The 15,854-nt window shown below is 56.2% G+C and carries 16 protein-coding genes and 1 other annotated feature (1 of these 17 cut by a window edge); of the genes, 12 read left to right on the top strand and 4 right to left on the bottom strand.

Annotated features, from left to right (window positions below; all coding sequences use genetic code 11):
- The first annotated feature begins 7 nt into the window (after positions 1-7).
- Together radA and nadR are read left to right on the top strand one after the other, a co-directional pair.
- Entirely contained in the window at positions 8-1,390 is a 1,383-nt protein-coding gene (gene radA / locus ABLV30_RS12500; protein ID WP_004098408.1) for a DNA repair protein RadA, read from the top strand.
- A gap of 21 nt (positions 1,391-1,411) precedes the next feature.
- Positions 1,412-2,644, top strand: a complete 1,233-nt coding sequence (gene nadR, locus ABLV30_RS12495) for a multifunctional transcriptional regulator/nicotinamide-nucleotide adenylyltransferase/ribosylnicotinamide kinase NadR (protein ID WP_004098414.1) — start codon at positions 1,412-1,414, stop codon at positions 2,642-2,644.
- A gap of 108 nt (positions 2,645-2,752) precedes the next feature.
- Here the strand turns inward: nadR and ettA are convergent, their stop codons facing one another.
- A complete protein-coding gene (ettA, locus tag ABLV30_RS12490) occupies positions 2,753-4,420 on the bottom strand; it encodes an energy-dependent translational throttle protein EttA (RefSeq protein WP_014227837.1) in 1,668 nt (555 codons plus the stop codon).
- 273 nt (positions 4,421-4,693) lie between these two features.
- On the opposite strand from ettA, the gene sltY reads away from it, so the two are divergent.
- Together sltY and trpR are read left to right on the top strand one after the other, a co-directional pair.
- Positions 4,694-6,631 (top strand): murein transglycosylase, encoded by a 1,938-nt coding sequence (gene sltY, locus ABLV30_RS12485; RefSeq protein WP_014227838.1) that lies wholly within the window; start codon positions 4,694-4,696, stop codon positions 6,629-6,631.
- A 117-nt stretch (positions 6,632-6,748) separates the two neighbouring features.
- Positions 6,749-7,081, top strand: coding sequence for a trp operon repressor (trpR, locus tag ABLV30_RS12480; protein ID WP_004098417.1), 333 nt, complete (start codon positions 6,749-6,751; stop codon positions 7,079-7,081).
- Here the strand turns inward: trpR and yjjX are convergent.
- Complete coding sequence (gene yjjX, locus ABLV30_RS12475) at positions 7,068-7,583, bottom strand: inosine/xanthosine triphosphatase (RefSeq protein WP_014837357.1); 516 nt, start codon at positions 7,581-7,583, stop codon at positions 7,068-7,070. The genes trpR and yjjX overlap by 14 nt on opposite strands.
- A gap of 114 nt (positions 7,584-7,697) precedes the next feature.
- On the opposite strand from yjjX, the gene gpmB reads away from it, so the two are divergent.
- Positions 7,698-8,345, top strand: coding sequence for a 2,3-diphosphoglycerate-dependent phosphoglycerate mutase GpmB (gene gpmB, locus ABLV30_RS12470; protein WP_014227840.1), 648 nt, complete (start codon positions 7,698-7,700; stop codon positions 8,343-8,345).
- Here gpmB and robA read toward each other — a convergent pair.
- Positions 8,342-9,211, bottom strand: coding sequence for an MDR efflux pump AcrAB transcriptional activator RobA (gene robA / locus ABLV30_RS12465; RefSeq protein WP_014227841.1), 870 nt, complete (start codon positions 9,209-9,211; stop codon positions 8,342-8,344). The genes gpmB and robA overlap by 4 nt on opposite strands.
- A 209-nt stretch (positions 9,212-9,420) precedes the next feature.
- Here robA and creA point away from each other — a divergent pair, with 209 nt between their 5' ends.
- Genes creA through creD form a run of 4 tightly spaced genes read left to right on the top strand, consistent with a single transcriptional unit; the run spans position 9,421 to position 13,436 of the window.
- Entirely contained in the window at positions 9,421-9,894 is a 474-nt protein-coding gene (gene creA, locus ABLV30_RS12460; protein WP_004098425.1) for a protein CreA, read from the top strand.
- Positions 9,895-9,906: 12 nt separating this feature from the next.
- Positions 9,907-10,596 carry a two-component system response regulator CreB gene (creB, locus tag ABLV30_RS12455; protein WP_004098427.1) on the top strand — a complete coding sequence of 230 codons (690 nt, stop codon included), beginning with the start codon at positions 9,907-9,909 and terminating at the stop codon, positions 10,594-10,596.
- The gene (creC, locus tag ABLV30_RS12450; protein ID WP_049082059.1) at positions 10,596-12,020 is read left to right on the top strand and encodes a two-component system sensor histidine kinase CreC; all 1,425 of its coding nucleotides are present in this window, start codon (positions 10,596-10,598) and stop codon (positions 12,018-12,020) included. The genes creB and creC overlap by 1 nt, the downstream gene beginning before the upstream one ends.
- Positions 12,021-12,077: 57 nt before the next feature.
- Positions 12,078-13,436, top strand: coding sequence for a cell envelope integrity protein CreD (gene creD / locus ABLV30_RS12445; RefSeq protein WP_049069365.1), 1,359 nt, complete (start codon positions 12,078-12,080; stop codon positions 13,434-13,436).
- Positions 13,437-13,490: 54 nt separating this feature from the next.
- Here creD and arcA read toward each other — a convergent pair whose 3' ends face one another.
- Positions 13,491-14,207: a two-component system response regulator ArcA gene (gene arcA / locus ABLV30_RS12440; protein WP_002887843.1), complete on the bottom strand. Its 717-nt coding sequence runs from the start codon at positions 14,205-14,207 to the stop codon at positions 13,491-13,493.
- 95 nt (positions 14,208-14,302) lie between these two features.
- Here arcA and yjjY point away from each other — a divergent pair, with 95 nt between their 5' ends.
- From yjjY to thrL, 3 genes are all read left to right on the top strand, one after another.
- Positions 14,303-14,443 carry a protein YjjY gene (gene yjjY, locus ABLV30_RS12435; protein ID WP_001541509.1) on the top strand — a complete coding sequence of 47 codons (141 nt, stop codon included), beginning with the start codon at positions 14,303-14,305 and terminating at the stop codon, positions 14,441-14,443.
- A gap of 398 nt (positions 14,444-14,841) precedes the next feature.
- Entirely contained in the window at positions 14,842-15,528 is a 687-nt protein-coding gene (locus ABLV30_RS12430; RefSeq protein ID WP_032747866.1) for a tRNA/rRNA methyltransferase, read from the top strand.
- A 212-nt stretch (positions 15,529-15,740) separates the two neighbouring features.
- Positions 15,741-15,809 carry a thr operon leader peptide gene (gene thrL, locus ABLV30_RS12425; RefSeq protein WP_004222578.1) on the top strand — a complete coding sequence of 23 codons (69 nt, stop codon included), beginning with the start codon at positions 15,741-15,743 and terminating at the stop codon, positions 15,807-15,809.
- Positions 15,748-15,854: a sequence feature (Thr leader region), on the top strand (it continues 11 nt past the right edge of the window). (Overlaps the previous gene by 62 nt.)

Genomic DNA, 15,854 nt, shown 5'->3' with positions numbered 1-15,854 from the left:
GGTTAACGTGGCGAAAGCTCCAAAACGCGCATTTGTCTGTAATGAATGCGGTGCGGATTATCCGCGCTGGCAGGGGCAGTGCAGCGCCTGTCATGCCTGGAATACCATAACCGAGATGCGCATTGCCGCTTCGCCCCAGGTGGCAAGAAACGAACGTCTGTCAGGATATGCCGGTAATGCCGGCGTATCGAAAGTGCAGAAGCTCTCCGATATCAGCCTCGAAGCGCTGCCGCGCTTTTCGACCGGCTTTAAAGAGTTTGACCGCGTGCTCGGCGGCGGCGTGGTGCCGGGGAGCGCGATTCTGATCGGCGGCAACCCCGGCGCGGGTAAGTCAACGCTGCTGCTGCAAACCCTGTGTAAGCTCGCCGAAGGTATGAAAACGCTCTACGTCACCGGGGAAGAGTCGCTTCAGCAGGTGGCGATGCGCGCTCACCGTTTAGGCCTGCCGACGGCTAACCTCAATATGCTGTCAGAAACCAGCATTGAGCAGATTTGCCAGATTGCCGATGAAGAAAAGCCGCAGCTGATGGTTATCGACTCCATCCAGGTGATGCATATGGCCGACGTACAGTCGTCGCCGGGCAGCGTGGCCCAGGTGCGCGAAACGGCGGCCTATTTAACGCGCTTTGCCAAGACGCGCGGCGTGGCTATCGTCATGGTCGGCCACGTGACCAAAGACGGCTCGCTGGCCGGGCCGAAAGTGCTGGAGCACTGTATCGACTGCTCCGTGCTGCTCGACGGCGACGCCGATTCTCGTTTCCGCACCCTGCGCAGCCATAAAAACCGCTTCGGCGCGGTCAACGAGCTGGGCGTATTCGCCATGACCGAGCAGGGGCTACGTGAAGTGAGCAACCCCTCGGCTATCTTTCTGAGCCGCGGTGACGAAGTGACTTCCGGCAGTTCGGTGATGGTGGTCTGGGAAGGCACGCGACCGCTGCTGGTGGAGATCCAGGCGCTGGTCGATCACTCGATGATGTCCAACCCGCGCCGCGTGGCGGTGGGGCTGGAGCAGAACCGTCTGGCGATCCTGCTGGCGGTTCTGCATCGTCACGGCGGTCTGCAGATGGCCGACCAGGACGTCTTCGTCAACGTGGTTGGTGGCGTGAAGGTCACCGAAACCAGCGCCGATCTGGCGCTGCTGCTGGCGATGGTTTCCAGCCTGCGCGACCGTCCGCTGCCCCAGGACCTGGTGGTTTTCGGCGAGGTGGGTCTGGCAGGCGAGATTCGCCCGGTGCCGAGCGGCCAGGAGCGTATTTCAGAAGCGGCTAAGCATGGTTTTCGTCGGGCGATTGTTCCGGCAGCCAATGTGCCGAAAAAAGTGCCGGAAGGGATGCAAATCTTTGGCGTGAAAAAGCTTGCGGACGCACTTAGCGTCTTTGACGACTTATAATAAGTTAAAAGGAGACTCGCGATGTCGTCATTTGACTATTTAAAAAGCGCCATAAAGCAGAAGGGGTGTACGCTACAGCAGGTAGCTGACGCCAGCGGGATGACAAAAGGCTATCTGAGCCAGCTGCTGAACGCGAAAATTAAAAGCCCCAGCGCGCAGAAGCTGGAAGCGCTGCACCGGTTTCTCGGGCTGGAGTTTCCGCGTCGGCAAAAAAGCGTTGGCGTGGTATTTGGTAAGTTTTACCCGCTGCATACCGGACACATCTATTTGATTCAGCGCGCCTGTAGCCAGGTCGATGAGCTGCACATCATTATGGGCTACGACGATCCCCGCGACCGCGAGCTGTTTGAAAAGAGCGCGATGTCGCAGCAGCCGACCGTGCCCGATCGCCTGCGCTGGCTGCTGCAGACCTTCAAGTACCAGAAAAATATCCGCATCCACGCCTTCAATGAAGAGGGGATGGAACCTTATCCGCACGGCTGGGACGTCTGGAGCCGCGGGATCCGCGCCTTTATGAACGAGAAGGGCATTGAGCCTAACTGGATCTACACCTCGGAAGAGGGCGACGCGCCGCAGTATCTGGATCATCTGGGAATTGAAACCGTACTCATCGATCCTAAACGCACCTTTATGAACATCAGCGGCGGGCAGATTCGTGAAAACCCGTTCCGCTATTGGGAATATATTCCTACCGAAGTGAAGCCGTTTTTCGTGCGCACCGTGGCGATCCTGGGCGGTGAATCGAGCGGTAAGTCGACGCTGGTGAATAAGCTATCCAATATCTTTAATACCACCAGCGCCTGGGAGTATGGCCGCGACTACGTCTTTTCGCACCTCGGCGGCGATGAGATGGCGCTGCAATATTCCGACTACGACAAGATTGCCCTCGGCCACGCGCAGTATATTGATTTCGCGGTGAAGTATGCCAACAAGGTGGCGTTCATCGACACGGACTTTGTCAGCACCCAGGCGTTCTGTCTCAAGTACGAAGGGCGGGAACACCCCTTTGTGCAGGCGCTGATCGACGAGTATCGTTTTGACCTGGTCATCCTGCTGGAAAACAACACGCCGTGGGTGGCGGATGGTTTGCGTAGCCTTGGCAGCTCGGTGGACCGCAAAGAGTTTCAGACGCTGCTGGTGTCGTTGCTCAAGGAAAACGAGATAGATTTTGTGCATGTAAAAGAGGCCGACTACGATGCCCGCTTCCTGCGCTGCGTGGAACTGGTGAAAGAGATGATGGGCGAGCAGGGATAGGCCTTCTGCGGCCTGATGCCGCATGAATGCCTGCGCCTGGCTACAACCCTCTCCCGGCGGGAGAGGGGGCAAACACGAAAAAGGGCAACCTGCGTTGCCCTTTTGCTTTTATTTCGCGATACGTTTGTACTTAATACGCTTCGGCTCCAGCGCATCGGCGCCGAGGGTGCGTTTCTTGTACTCTTCGTATTCGGTAAAGTTACCTTCGAAGAACTCCACCTTACCTTCATCCTGGTAGTCCAGAATGTGGGTCGCGATGCGGTCGAGGAACCAGCGGTCGTGCGAGATAACCATCGCGCAGCCCGGGAACTCCAGCAGGGCGTTTTCCAGCGCGCGCAGGGTTTCGATATCCAGGTCGTTGGTGGGCTCATCGAGCAGCAGGACGTTACCGCCCACCTGCAGCAGCTTCGCCAGGTGCAGACGACCGCGCTCACCGCCGGACAGCTCGCCAACGCGCTTGCCCTGGTCAACGCCTTTGAAGTTAAAGCGGCCCACGTAGGCGCGGCTCGGCATCTCGGTGTTGCCAATCTTCATGATATCCAGCCCGCCGGAAACTTCTTCCCATACGGTTTTGCTGTTGTCCATCGCGTCGCGGAACTGATCGACGGAGGCCAGCTTGACGGTTTCACCCAGGGTGATTGAACCGGCATCAGGCTGTTCCTGACCGGACATCATGCGGAACAGGGTGGATTTACCCGCGCCGTTCGGGCCGATGATGCCGACGATAGCGCCTTTCGGTACCGAGAAGCTCAGGTCGTCAATCAGCAGACGGTCGCCGTAGGACTTACGCAGGTTGCTGACTTCAACCACTTTATCGCCCAGACGTGCGCCTGGCGGAATAAACAGTTCGTTAGTCTCGTTACGCTTCTGGTACTCGACGTTGTTAAGCTCTTCAAAGCGCGCCAGACGGGCTTTGCCCTTAGACTGACGGCCTTTCGCGCCCTGACGGACCCACTCCAGCTCTTTCTCGATTGACTTACGGCGCGCCGCTTCCTGAGAAGCTTCCTGCGCCAGACGCTGATCTTTCTGCTCCAGCCAGGAGGAGTAGTTGCCTTCCCACGGAATACCTTCGCCGCGGTCAAGCTCAAGGATCCAGCCGGCGACGTTATCGAGGAAGTAGCGGTCGTGGGTAATCGCCACGACGGTGCCTTCGAAATCGTGCAGGAAGCGTTCCAGCCACGCGACGGACTCTGCATCCAGGTGGTTAGTCGGTTCATCGAGCAGCAGCATGTCTGGTTTTTCCAGCAGCAGGCGGCACAGCGCGACGCGGCGGCGCTCACCGCCGGACAGGTTGGCGATTTTCGCGTCCCAGTCCGGCAGACGCAGGGCATCCGCCGCGCGCTCAAGCTGGACGTTCAGGTTATGGCCATCGTGCGCCTGGATAATCTCTTCGAACTTGCCCTGCTGAGCGGCGAGCTTGTCGAAGTCGGCATCCGGCTCCGCGTATTTGGCGTACACCTCATCCAGACCTTTCAGGGCGTTGACCACTTCGGCCACCGCTTCTTCAACCGACTCACGTACGGTCTGCTCCGGATTGAGCTGCGGCTCCTGCGGCAGATAGCCGATTTTCAGGCCCGGCTGCGGACGGGCCTCGCCTTCGATATCGGTATCGATGCCGGCCATGATGCGCAGCAGGGTAGACTTACCGGCGCCGTTCAGACCGAGAACGCCGATTTTTGCGCCAGGGAAAAAGCTCAGGGAGATATTTTTCAGAATATGACGTTTCGGCGGAACCACTTTGCCGACACGATGCATGGTATAAACGAATTGAGCCACGTTGGACTTCGCCTCTTTTATATACTCTTCATCCCTCAGGCTCGCTTGATGCAGCCAGAATGATTTTGAGTAGGGTAGTGAATAGTTTTCAAAGGCGAAGTGTAGCCTTTTTCGCGCTTTAATCCCAGCGAGGCGATGGGATTCACAAAAGCGTAAAAAAATGTCCGGGACGTGGCGCGATTCGCGTTGTCTGATTAGCATATCTACGTAATACCTGAAATTTTTGCCCGCGGCATGATGCTGCTGTGGTGTATCTGAATAGAGGAAGAGCTTGTGGAAAAAGCCAAAACTGTGACGTGGCGTCTTCTGGCCGCCGGCGTAAGTCTGCTGACGTTAAGCCAACTGGCGCATGCGGATTCACTGGATGAACAGCGCAGCCGCTATGCTCAAATTAAACAGGCGTGGGACAGTCGACAAATGGACGTCGTCAATCAGCTGATGCCCACCCTGACGACCTATCCGCTCTATCCTTATCTCCAGTACCGGCAGATTACCGACGATCTGATGAACCAGCCGGCGCTGGTGGTGACCAACTTTATCGCCGCCAACCCGACGCTGCCTCCCGCGCGCTCGCTGAAATCACGGTTCGTCAATGAACTGGCGCGCCGTAGCGACTGGCGCGGCCTGCTGGCCTTCAGTCCGGATAAGCCGACCGGCACCGAGGCGCAGTGCAATTACTACTATGCGAAGTGGAACGTCGGCCAGGCTCAGGAGGCCTGGGACGGCGCCAAAGCGCTGTGGCTGAGCGGCAAAAGTCAGCCAAACGCCTGTGATCAGCTGTTTGGCGCCTGGCGCGCCTCCGGCCAGCAGGATCCGCTGGCCTACCTTGAACGCATTCGCCTGGCGATGAAAGCGGGTAATACAAGCCTGGTGCGGGTCCTGGCCCAGCAGATGCCTGCCGATTATCAAACGATTTCGACGGCGGTCATCGCGCTGGCTAACGATCCTAATAGCGTGATGACGTTCGCCCGGACAACCGGCGCGACGGATTTTACCCGCCAGATGGCGGCGGTCGCGTTTGCCAGCGTTGCGCGGCAGGATGTGGAAAATGCGCGCCTGATGATCCCCTCATTAGCGCAGGCGCAGCAGCTCAATGAAGATCAGATTCAGGAGCTGCGGGACATCGTCGCCTGGCGCCTGATGGGCAGCGACGTGACCGAAGAGCAGGCCATCTGGCGCGACGATGCCATTATGCGTTCGCAATCCACCTCGCTGGTGGAGCGCCGGGTACGTATGGCGCTGGGTCTTGGGGACCGCCGGGGCCTGAACACCTGGCTGGCGCGCTTGCCGATGGAAGCGAAAGAGAAGGACGAATGGCGCTACTGGCAGGCCGATCTGCTGCTGGAGCGCGGGCGCGATGACGAAGCGAAAGATATTCTCCGCTCGCTGATGCAGCAGCGCGGCTTCTATCCGATGGTCGCCGCGCAGCGCCTTGGCGAGGAGTACAGGTTCCGCATCGATAAAGCGCCAGCGAACCTCGATCCGGCGCTGACCTCGGGGCCGGAAATGGCGCGGGTGCGCGAACTGATGTACTGGAATATGGATAACACCGCCCGCAGCGAGTGGGCCAATCTGGTCACCAGCAAGACCAAAGACCAGCAGGCGCAGCTGGCTCGTTACGCGTTTAATCAGAACTGGTGGGATCTCAGCGTCCAGGCCACCATCGCCGGTAAATTGTGGGATCAGCTGGAAGAGCGTTTCCCGCTGGCCTATAACGACCTCTTTACCCGCTATATCAGCGGTAAAGATATTCCGCAAAGCTACGCGATGGCCATTGCGCGTCAGGAGAGCGCCTGGAACCCGAAAGCCGGTTCACCGGTTGGCGCCCGCGGTCTGATGCAGATTATGCCGGGGACGGCAACGCATACGGTGAGCATGTTCAGTATTCCCGGCTATAGCGGTCCATCGCAGCTGCTCGATCCGGAAATGAACATCAACATTGGTACCAGCTATCTGCAATATGTTTATCAGCAGTTTGGCAATAACCGTATCTTCGCCTCCGCGGCCTATAACGCCGGTCCCGGGCGGGTGCGCACGTGGCGGGGCAACAGCGGCGGCCGCATTGACGCGGTGGCGTTTATTGAGAGCATTCCTTTCTCTGAAACGCGCGGCTACGTGAAAAACGTTTTGTCCTATGACGCCTACTATCGCTATTTTATGGGCCAGAAAGAGACGCTGCTGAGCGATGCGGAGTGGAAGCTGCGCTATTAATATCGCCGTCGTCGGGCAACATCGTATTTCGCGATGTTGCCCGAAATCCGTAGAGTCCGGACAGAAGTATGTTATGCTTTGTACTCGTTAGTGAGTACATTCGACAGGTGGCGTAACATGACCCAACAATCCCCCTATTCAGCGGCGGTGGCCGAACAGCGTCATCAGGAGTGGCTGCGTTTTGTCGCCCTCCTGCAGCAGGCGTACGCCGACGATCTCCATCTGCCGCTTTTACAGCTCATGCTGACGCCCGACGAGCGCGAGGCGCTGGGCACGCGGGTGCGTATTATTGAAGAGCTGCTGCGCGGCGAGATGAGCCAGCGCGAGCTGAAAAACGAGCTCGGCGCCGGGATCGCCACCATTACCCGCGGTTCGAACAGCCTGAAGTCAGCCCCGCCGGAGCTGCGTCTGTGGCTGGAGCAGGCGTTGATTAACGTTAACGATAAATAGCGTTATGAAACGGGCTTAGCGCCAGCACGACGGCCTGATGATAAACGCTGCTGCGCGTCAGTTTTCCGGCCGTAAATACGCCGATAGCGCCCTCTTTACGGCCAATTTCATCGATGCCGGTATACTGAGACATCACCGGCCCCAGCGCTTCTCCTGCCTGGACTTTTTCAAGAATGACCTGCGGCAGCGGCAGGGTCGCCGAGCGCGCTTCGCCGCGCAGGCTGCCGTCCTCGATCGTCACCCAGCTAAAGGTGCTGCCCTCATCGATGCCGGCTTCAATAGCGACCCAGAAGTCAGCATTGGGCTGCGCGCGACGCGCGTTAGCCACGCGGTTTCGTGCGCCAGCGCGCGTTTCGTCGCTGCCGAAAGGCTGTTCCGGCACGCCGCTCTCGACGGAGACGGACTCAATGTGGCAGGATCCTTCGCCGAAGATCTCGTTAAAAGCCTGCAGAATTGCCTGAATTTTGGCGGGATTAGTGGTAGCTGAGACAACATGGTGCATAATCAAAACAACTCAGAAATACTAAACATCATCGCAGTATACTCCAAATCATTCTTGTTGCAGGCGGCTATGCTTGTAGCTTAATGGTTAAGAGCTCATAACGGATAATAAAGCATGTTACAGGTATACCTTGTTCGCCACGGTGAAACGCAGTGGAACGCCGAGCGACGTATTCAGGGCCAGTCCGACAGTCCGCTTACCGCCCACGGTGAGCGTCAGGCCTGGCAGGTAGGCGAGCGCGCCAGAACGCTGGGGATTACGCATATTATCGCCAGCGATTTAGGCCGGACGCGGCGTACCGCAGAAATCATCGCTGAAGCCTGCGGATGCAGCGTCATGACCGATTCACGCTTGCGTGAGCTGGATATGGGCGTGCTGGAAAAGCGCCATATCGACTCGCTGAGCGAAGAAGAAGAGGGCTGGCGTCGACAGCTGGTTAACGGTACGCCCGACGGGCGCATCCCGCAGGGAGAGTCAATGCAGGAGCTGAGCGACCGTATGCACGCGGCGCTGACCTCTTGTCTGGAGCTGCCCGCAGGCAGCCGGCCGCTGCTGGTGAGCCACGGCATGGCGCTGGGGTGTCTGGTGAGTACGATTCTTGGCTTGCCCGCCTATGCCGAGCGTCGCCTGCGTCTGCGCAACTGCTCTATCTCTCGCGTTGACTATCAGCAAAGCCCCTGGCTGGCGTCGGGATGGGTCGTGGAAACCGCGGGGGATGTCTCGCATCTTGATGCCCCCGCGATGGATGAGCTACAGCGTTAACGACGAATCGGAATCAGGTATTCGCAGCGCAGCTGAATAGGCGGTTCCTGATTCCGGTTTTCATCTTCCGGGAAGAAACGTTCGATATCCAGGCCCTTACGACGAGTGAGATTGAGCATCGGCATGCAGGTGCCGTAAACCGTCAGAATAAATTCCTGTAGCCCGGTGCCCAATCCTTCGTAGGTAAACATCACGTATTCGCCGCCTTCCAGCGTCACCGGGTGGGCGTTGTGCAGATGGCCGTTAGCCAGCTCCGGCGTCAGCGCGGTGGTGTAAAACACCTCCTGCTCATCGTCTTTATCGAGGCTCGGACGCGGCTCATGCAGGCCGTACAGCGTCGGAGGAATCGATGGCGTATTGGCGAGGAATTCACGCCAGAACTGCACGCGCATCTGATTACGGAAATCGGAGATCTCTTCCAGCTTGCAGGTATAGCTCTGGGTCACGCCGACCAGCTGAGTGGTGTTCAGCGTGACGAATTCGTACTGCGGCATGGTGAACTCGCCCAGACGCAGCGGAGGACGCATACCGTAAGAGCTCCAGTCGGGGGAGCGTCGGTAAAGGGCTGGCGTCAACGAGAACTGTTTTTTAAATGCGCGAGTAAAAGTCTGCTGCGAGTCAAAGCGATACTGCAGCGCAATATCGAGAATCGGACGCGCGGTCAGGCGTAGGGCAACCGCTGACTTAGATAAGCGACGGGCGCGAATATAGGCACCAATGGCATGGCCGGTCACGTCCTTGAACATTCTTTGCAGATGCCACTTGGAATAGCCCGCCTTCGCTGCCACATTGTCCAGTGAGAGTGGCTGATCCAGGTGACCTTCCAGCCAGCTAAGGAGATCGCGAATAATCCCTGCTTGATCCATAAAATATCCCCATCCTTAAACTCAGGTGCCTGATACTAAAGGTAGCGGATAATAGCATTTTTTGATGTTTTAGCATTCAGTGTTTTTTTTGCTTTTAAATGCGATTCTTCCAGAAGTATCGGTGGTAATTTTGTAAAGCTGTGATCTATAAAACTTTTCTTCTTAATGTGTGATAATCACTCAGCTAAATTTTTAAGAATGGTAACAATATGAAATACAAGAAGTTAGTGGCAGGTATGCTTTTACTGGCGGGGTCTCAGATGGCGCAGGCGGAGCAAATTGGCTCTGTGGATACCGTGTTTAAGTTCCTTGGGCCGGATCATAAAATTGTCGTAGAGGCCTTTGACGACCCGGATGTACAAAACGTGACGTGCTACATCAGCCGGGCGAAAACCGGGGGAATTAAAGGCGGGTTAGGGCTGGCGGAAGATACCTCTGATGCTGCGATCTCCTGTCAGCAGGTGGGGCCGATTGAGCTGACGGATAAAATCAAAAACGGTAAAACGCAGGGCGATGTCGTGTTCCAGAAACGCACCTCGCTGGTATTTAAAAAGCTGCAGGTGGTGCGCTTTTACGATGCCAAACGCAATGCGCTGGTCTATCTGACCTATTCGGATAAAATCGTCGATGGCTCGCCGAAGAACGCGATTAGCGCGGTGCCGATTATGCCATGGAATAAATAACAGGGAACGCCGATGCAACAACCGCGGATCTGGTTGGTGGAAGATGAGATGAGCATCGCCGATACGCTCGTCTACCAGCTGCAGCAGGAAGGATTTATCGTTACGGCGTTCGAGCGCGGGCTGCCGGCGCTCGATGCGGCACATCACCACCAACCCGACCTGGCGATTCTCGACGTCGGGCTGCCGGATATCAGCGGGTTTGAGCTCTGTCGGCGGCTGCTTGCTCGCTACCCGGCGCTGCCGGTGCTGTTCCTGACGGCCCGCAGCGAAGAGGTGGATAAGCTGCTTGGCCTGGAAATCGGCGCTGATGACTATATTGCCAAGCCATTTTCCCCTCGTGAAGTTTGCGCCAGAGTTCGCACCGTTCTGCGGCGGCTGCAGAAGTTCGCCGCTCCTCCACCGCTCTTGCGCGTGGGGGAGTTCACATTGAACGACGCCGCGGCTCGGGTCACCTGGTGCGGTCAGAGCCTGAATCTGACCCGCTATGAGTTTTTATTATTAAAAACGCTACTGCACTCTCCGGGGCGCATTTTTTCCCGCCAGCTGCTGATGGAGCAGGTATGGGGCGATGCGAACGAGAGCTTCGATCGTACCGTGGATACTCATATCAAAACGCTGCGCGCTAAGCTGCGAGAAGTGAACCCTGACATCTCCCCCATCAATACGCACCGCGGCATGGGATACAGCCTTGGAGGCTTCTGATGCGCATCGGTATGCGGCTGCTGATGGGCTACTTTTTGATTGTGGCGATCGCGGCCTGGTTTGTGCTTTCCATCTTCGTTCAGGAGATTAAACCCGGGGTCCGGCGGGCAACCGAAGGGACGCTGATTGATACGGCTACCCTGCTTGCCGAGCTGGCCCGCGAGGATTTACTCTCCGCCGATCCCCAGCACGGGCGCCTGGCCCAGGCTTTTCAAACGCTGCATCGCCAGCCGATCAACGCCAACATTGCCGGCATTAATAAAGTTCGCAATGAATATCATGTCTATATGACCGATGCGCAGGGCAAGGTGGTGTTTGATTCTGCGGGCAGTGCGCTGGGGCAAGACTACTCGCGCTGGAACGATGTCTGGCTCACTTTACGCGGGCAATACGGCGCGCGCAGCACGCGCAGCGATCCGAACGATGATAACAGCTCGGTGATGTATATTGCCGCGCCGGTGACTGACAGCGGCCGAATCATTGGCGTGCTAAGCGTCGGGAAACCCAATCTGGCCATGGCGCCGGTCATTAAACGCAGCGAGCGGCGTATTCTGTGGGCCGGCGGGGCGCTGCTGGGGATCGCGCTCCTGATAGGCGCTGCGATGGTATGGTGGATTAACTTTTCCATCGGCAAGCTGGTTCGCTACGCGGACTCCGTGACCGCCGATCGTCCGGTTCCGCTGCCGAATCTGGGCGGCAGCGAGCTGCGTAAGCTGGCGCAGGCGCTGGAGAGTATGCGCCTTAAGCTTGAAGGTAAAAACGCCATTGAAAACTATATTTATGCGCTGACCCATGAGCTGAAGAGCCCGCTGGCGGCGATTCGCGGCGCGGCAGAAATTCTCCGTGAGGCTCCTCCGCCTGAGGTCGCCGCCCGTTTTACGCGTAATATTCTGGCGCAGAACGCGCGAATGCAGTCGCTGGTGGAAAATTTGCTCCAGCAGGCCCGGCTGGAGAATCGGCTGGAGATCGCCCGACGTCCCGTCCCCGTCGCTGAGCTATTTCATCGCCTGGCCGAGGAGCGCGAGATCGCGCTGGCGGCGAAAAAAGTGACGCTGCGCTGGCAGGATACGCCTGTGATGGTTGAAGGCGATCGGGAGCTTCTGGCGCAGGCGTTGGGTAATCTCCTTGATAATGCTATCGATTTTACGCCTTCCGCAGGGGAAATCCTGATTGGGGCGGAAGAGCGTGATGGCGGCGTGCTGTTAACCGTATGCGATACGGGATGCGGCATTCCCGACTACGCCCTGGGGCGTATTTTTGAACGTTTCTATTCCCTGCCTCGTGAAAATGGGCAAAAAAGCAGTGGCCTGGGGCTGGCGTTTGTTCGTGAAGTCGCGCGCCTGCATCAGGGGGATATCCAGCTGGTTAATCGCCCTGAAGGCGGCGCGTGCGCTTTGCTGACACTTCACGCTCACTTCACATAGCTTCAAACTCTCCCCACACGGCCCCTTTAAGGTGAGCGCATCACTAAGGAGAGGGCTATGTTGAAATCACCACTATTCTGGAAAATGAGCACCCTGCTGGGGTGCATTTTACTGTTGTCGATCCCGCTGATGCTGGTCCGGCAGCTGATCGTTGAACGCGCGGACTATCGTAGCGACGTGGTTGACGCGCTGGAGAGCAGCACCAGCGGATCGCAGAAACTGGCCGGACCGCTGATTGCCATTCCGGTAACCGAGACGCTAACGCGGGTTGAGGGAACTAAAACGGTAGAATATCAAACCCAATGGGTACACTACTGGCTGCCGGAGACGCTGGCGGTCACCGGTAATCAGGATGTTGAATCCCGGAGAATCGGTATCTATGAGGGGCAGATCTGGCACAATAATCTCAGCGTCAAAGCGCATTTTGAACCTTCGCGCATCAAGGCGCTCAGGAAGCAGACGATTACGCTGGGCAGACCGTTTCTGGTCGTCAGCGTCAGCGATGCGCGCGGTATTGGCGAGATTAAGTCACCAGAGCTCAATGGCGAGAGGCTACCCGTTGAGCCTGGGCCGGGTCTCGACGATAGCGGGGAGGGCATTCATATGCCGATGCCGCTGTTACTCCCTGAACAAAAAGCGCTGGATATTGAATTCACTCTCAATCTGAATGGCAGCGGCAGTTTCTCGGTGGTTCCGCTTGGGCGCAACAGTACCTTACAGCTTGCCGGCAACTGGCCGCACCCGGGTTTCCTTGGCGACTTTTTACCTGCAAAGCGGGAAGTCAGCCCAACAGGCTATAGCGCCCAGTGGCAAAGCACCTGGTTTGCCAACAATATGGCGAAGTTTTTTGTTGAGGGTCGGCAGATTGAGTGGCGTCAGTTGCCCGCTTTCAACGTGAATGTCACCACGCCCGCCGATCAATATCAGCTGACCGATCGGGCGACAAAATATGCCGTTCTGTTGATAACGCTGACGTTTATGGCCTTTTTTGTTTTTGAAAGCTTAACGCGGTATCGCATGCACCCCATGCAGTATCTGCTGGTGGGGCTGTCGCTGGTCATGTTCTATCTGGTGCTGCTGGCGCTGTCCGAACATATCGGTTTTACGGCATCGTGGATTGCCGCCAGCCTGCTAGGCGCGCTTATCAACGGGGTGTATCTTCAGGCAGTATTGAATGGTTGGCGTAACAGTTTACTGTTCGTCTGTGCGCTACTGCTGCTGGACGGCGTTATGTGGATGCTGTTGCGATCGGAAGATAGCGCATTGCTGCTGGGGACCGGCGTATTGCTGCTGGCGTTAAGTGCGCTGATGTTCCTGACCCGCCACGTTGACTGGTACGCGTTATCTCTGCCGAAGGCAAAAGGTGAGCTGCCGGACGCTGGTCAGGATGACGATAAGCTCAGGATCTGGAAATAAAAAAAACGGCGCGAATTGCGCCGTTTTTACGTTATGACAGCAAGAAAAACGGTGTTATTCCTGCAGGTCGCCACAGAAGCGGTACCCCTCGCCATGGATGGTGGCGATAATTTCCGGGGTGTCCGGAGTGGATTCAAAATGCTTACGAATGCGACGGATGGTCACGTCCACGGTACGGTCGTGCGGCTTCAGCTCACGGCCGGTCATTTTCTTCAGCAGTTCCGCACGCGACTGGATTTTGCCCGGATTTTCGCAGAAGTGCAGCATGGCGCGGAATTCACTGCGCGGCAGCTTGTACTGCTCACCATTGGGGCTTACCAGCGAGCGGCTATTGATATCCAGCTCCCAGCCGTTGAACTTATAGCTTTCCACGCTACGGCGCTCTTCGCTCACGGTACCCAGGTTCATGGTACGGGAGAGCAGGTTGCGCGCGCGGATCGTCAGTTCACGTGGGTTGAACGGTTTAGTGATATAATCATCGGCGCCAATTTCGAGGCCAAGGATTTTATCCACTTCGTTATCGCGGCCGGTGAGGAACATCAGCGCGACGTCCGCCTGCTCACGCAGTTCGCGTGCTAACAGGAGACCATTTTTACCCGGCAGGTTGATATCCATGATCACCAGGTTGATATCATTTTCAGACAGGATCTGATGCATTTCCGCGCCATCGGTCGCTTCGAATACATCATAACCTTCTGCTTCGAAAATACTTTTTAACGTGTTGCGTGTTACCAACTCGTCTTCAACGATAAGAATGTGCGGGGTCTGCATGTTTGCTACCTAAATTGCCAACTAAATCGAAACAGGAAGTACCAAAGTCCCTGACCTGCCTGGTGCATGTCGCAAATTAACATGCCCGGCGTAACATGACTAAAGTACGTAATTGCGTTCTTGATGCACTTTCCATCAACGTCAACAACATCATTAGCTTGGTCGTGGGTACTTTCCCTCTGGACCCGACGGTGTCAAAAACGGCTGTCATCCTAACCATTTTAACAGCAACATAACAGGCTAAGTGAGTCATGACACCCAATAAAACTACGCTTCGTTGACATATATCAAGTTCAATTGTAGCACGTTAACAGTCTTGTGAAATCATTGCATCTAAACGGGATTCATCTTCACAATTCATACTTCGCTCAATTAGTTGCAATGAGAAAATAATAAACGCGGTGAATCCAAAGCCTCAAAACGTACTCGGACGTAAATTTCATTGCCAAACATACGGATAAAGCCGTTCTGTTAACATACTCTGTGTCATGGTGCCTTGGGAATAGTTTAGTTTTTTTTATGGGTGATAAAGCTCAAATTTAGTGATTTTTGTTGCAAATTTGTAAATTCACGGCGCGTAAAATGAGGGAAAAAATCGTTATTCCCACCGCCTAAAAGGTAAAAGAGAAACCGAATGCGTTTATCAATTGTATTAGTGTCCCCGGCTCGGGCGGAAAACGTCGGGGCGGCAGCCAGAGCGATGAAAACCATGGGGTTTAGCGACATGCGTATCGTCGATAGCGAGGCGCATTTGCAGCCCGCCGCGCGCTGGGTCGCGCACGGTTCTGGCGATATCCTCGATAATATCAACACTTATGCCACGCTGGAGCAGGCGCTGCACGATGTTGATTTTACCGTGGCCACGACCGCCCGCAGCCGGGCGCGTTTCCACTACTACGCGACGCCGCAGCAGCTCCTGCCGCTGCTGGAAGAAAAAGCGCAGTGGATGCATCATGCCGCGCTGGTGTTTGGCCGGGAAGATTCTGGTCTGACGAATGAAGAGCTGGCCCTTGCCGATGTGTTGACCGGTGTGCCTATGGCGGCTGACTATCCTTCGCTAAACCTGGGGCAGTCGGTGATGGTCTATTGCTACCAGCTGACCTCATTGCTGCAGCAGGCCCCGTCAACCTCCGCCGACGCAGATGATAATCAGCTGCAGGCGTTACGCCTGCGAACGCGCGATCTGCTTAACCGCCTCGGCGCGGGTGACGATGTAAAACTGTCCGACTGGCTGGAGCAGCGGATAGGACTTTTGCAGCAGCGAGACACCGCCATGCTGCATCGTTTACTGCACGATATTGAAAAAAACCTCCCAGGGTAAAATGCTGTCATATTATTTTCATATGGTCTTATGTGCTAATTATTGGCGTCTGGATGCGTAAATCCGGATGAATTGTCAGGTTGCTATGGCGTATTGGCCAGGTGTGAAAAAAAGGGCTAAAAGTAGAAATTCGTTGACTTAAGTCGACAGATACTTTAACCAATATAGGCACAGGACACAGACAGATAAAAATTACAGAGTACACAACATCCATGAATCGCATCGGCATGATCACCACGATTATCACCACCACTATTACCACAGGTAACGGTGCGGGCTGACGCGTACAGGAAACACAGAAAAAAGCCCGCACCTGAACAGTGCGG

The sequence above is a fragment of the Klebsiella sp. CN_Kp113 genome (assembly GCF_040064585.1).
Lineage (GTDB): Bacteria > Pseudomonadota > Gammaproteobacteria > Enterobacterales > Enterobacteriaceae > Klebsiella > Klebsiella michiganensis.
This window is presented reverse-complemented; position numbering and strand designations above follow the sequence as displayed.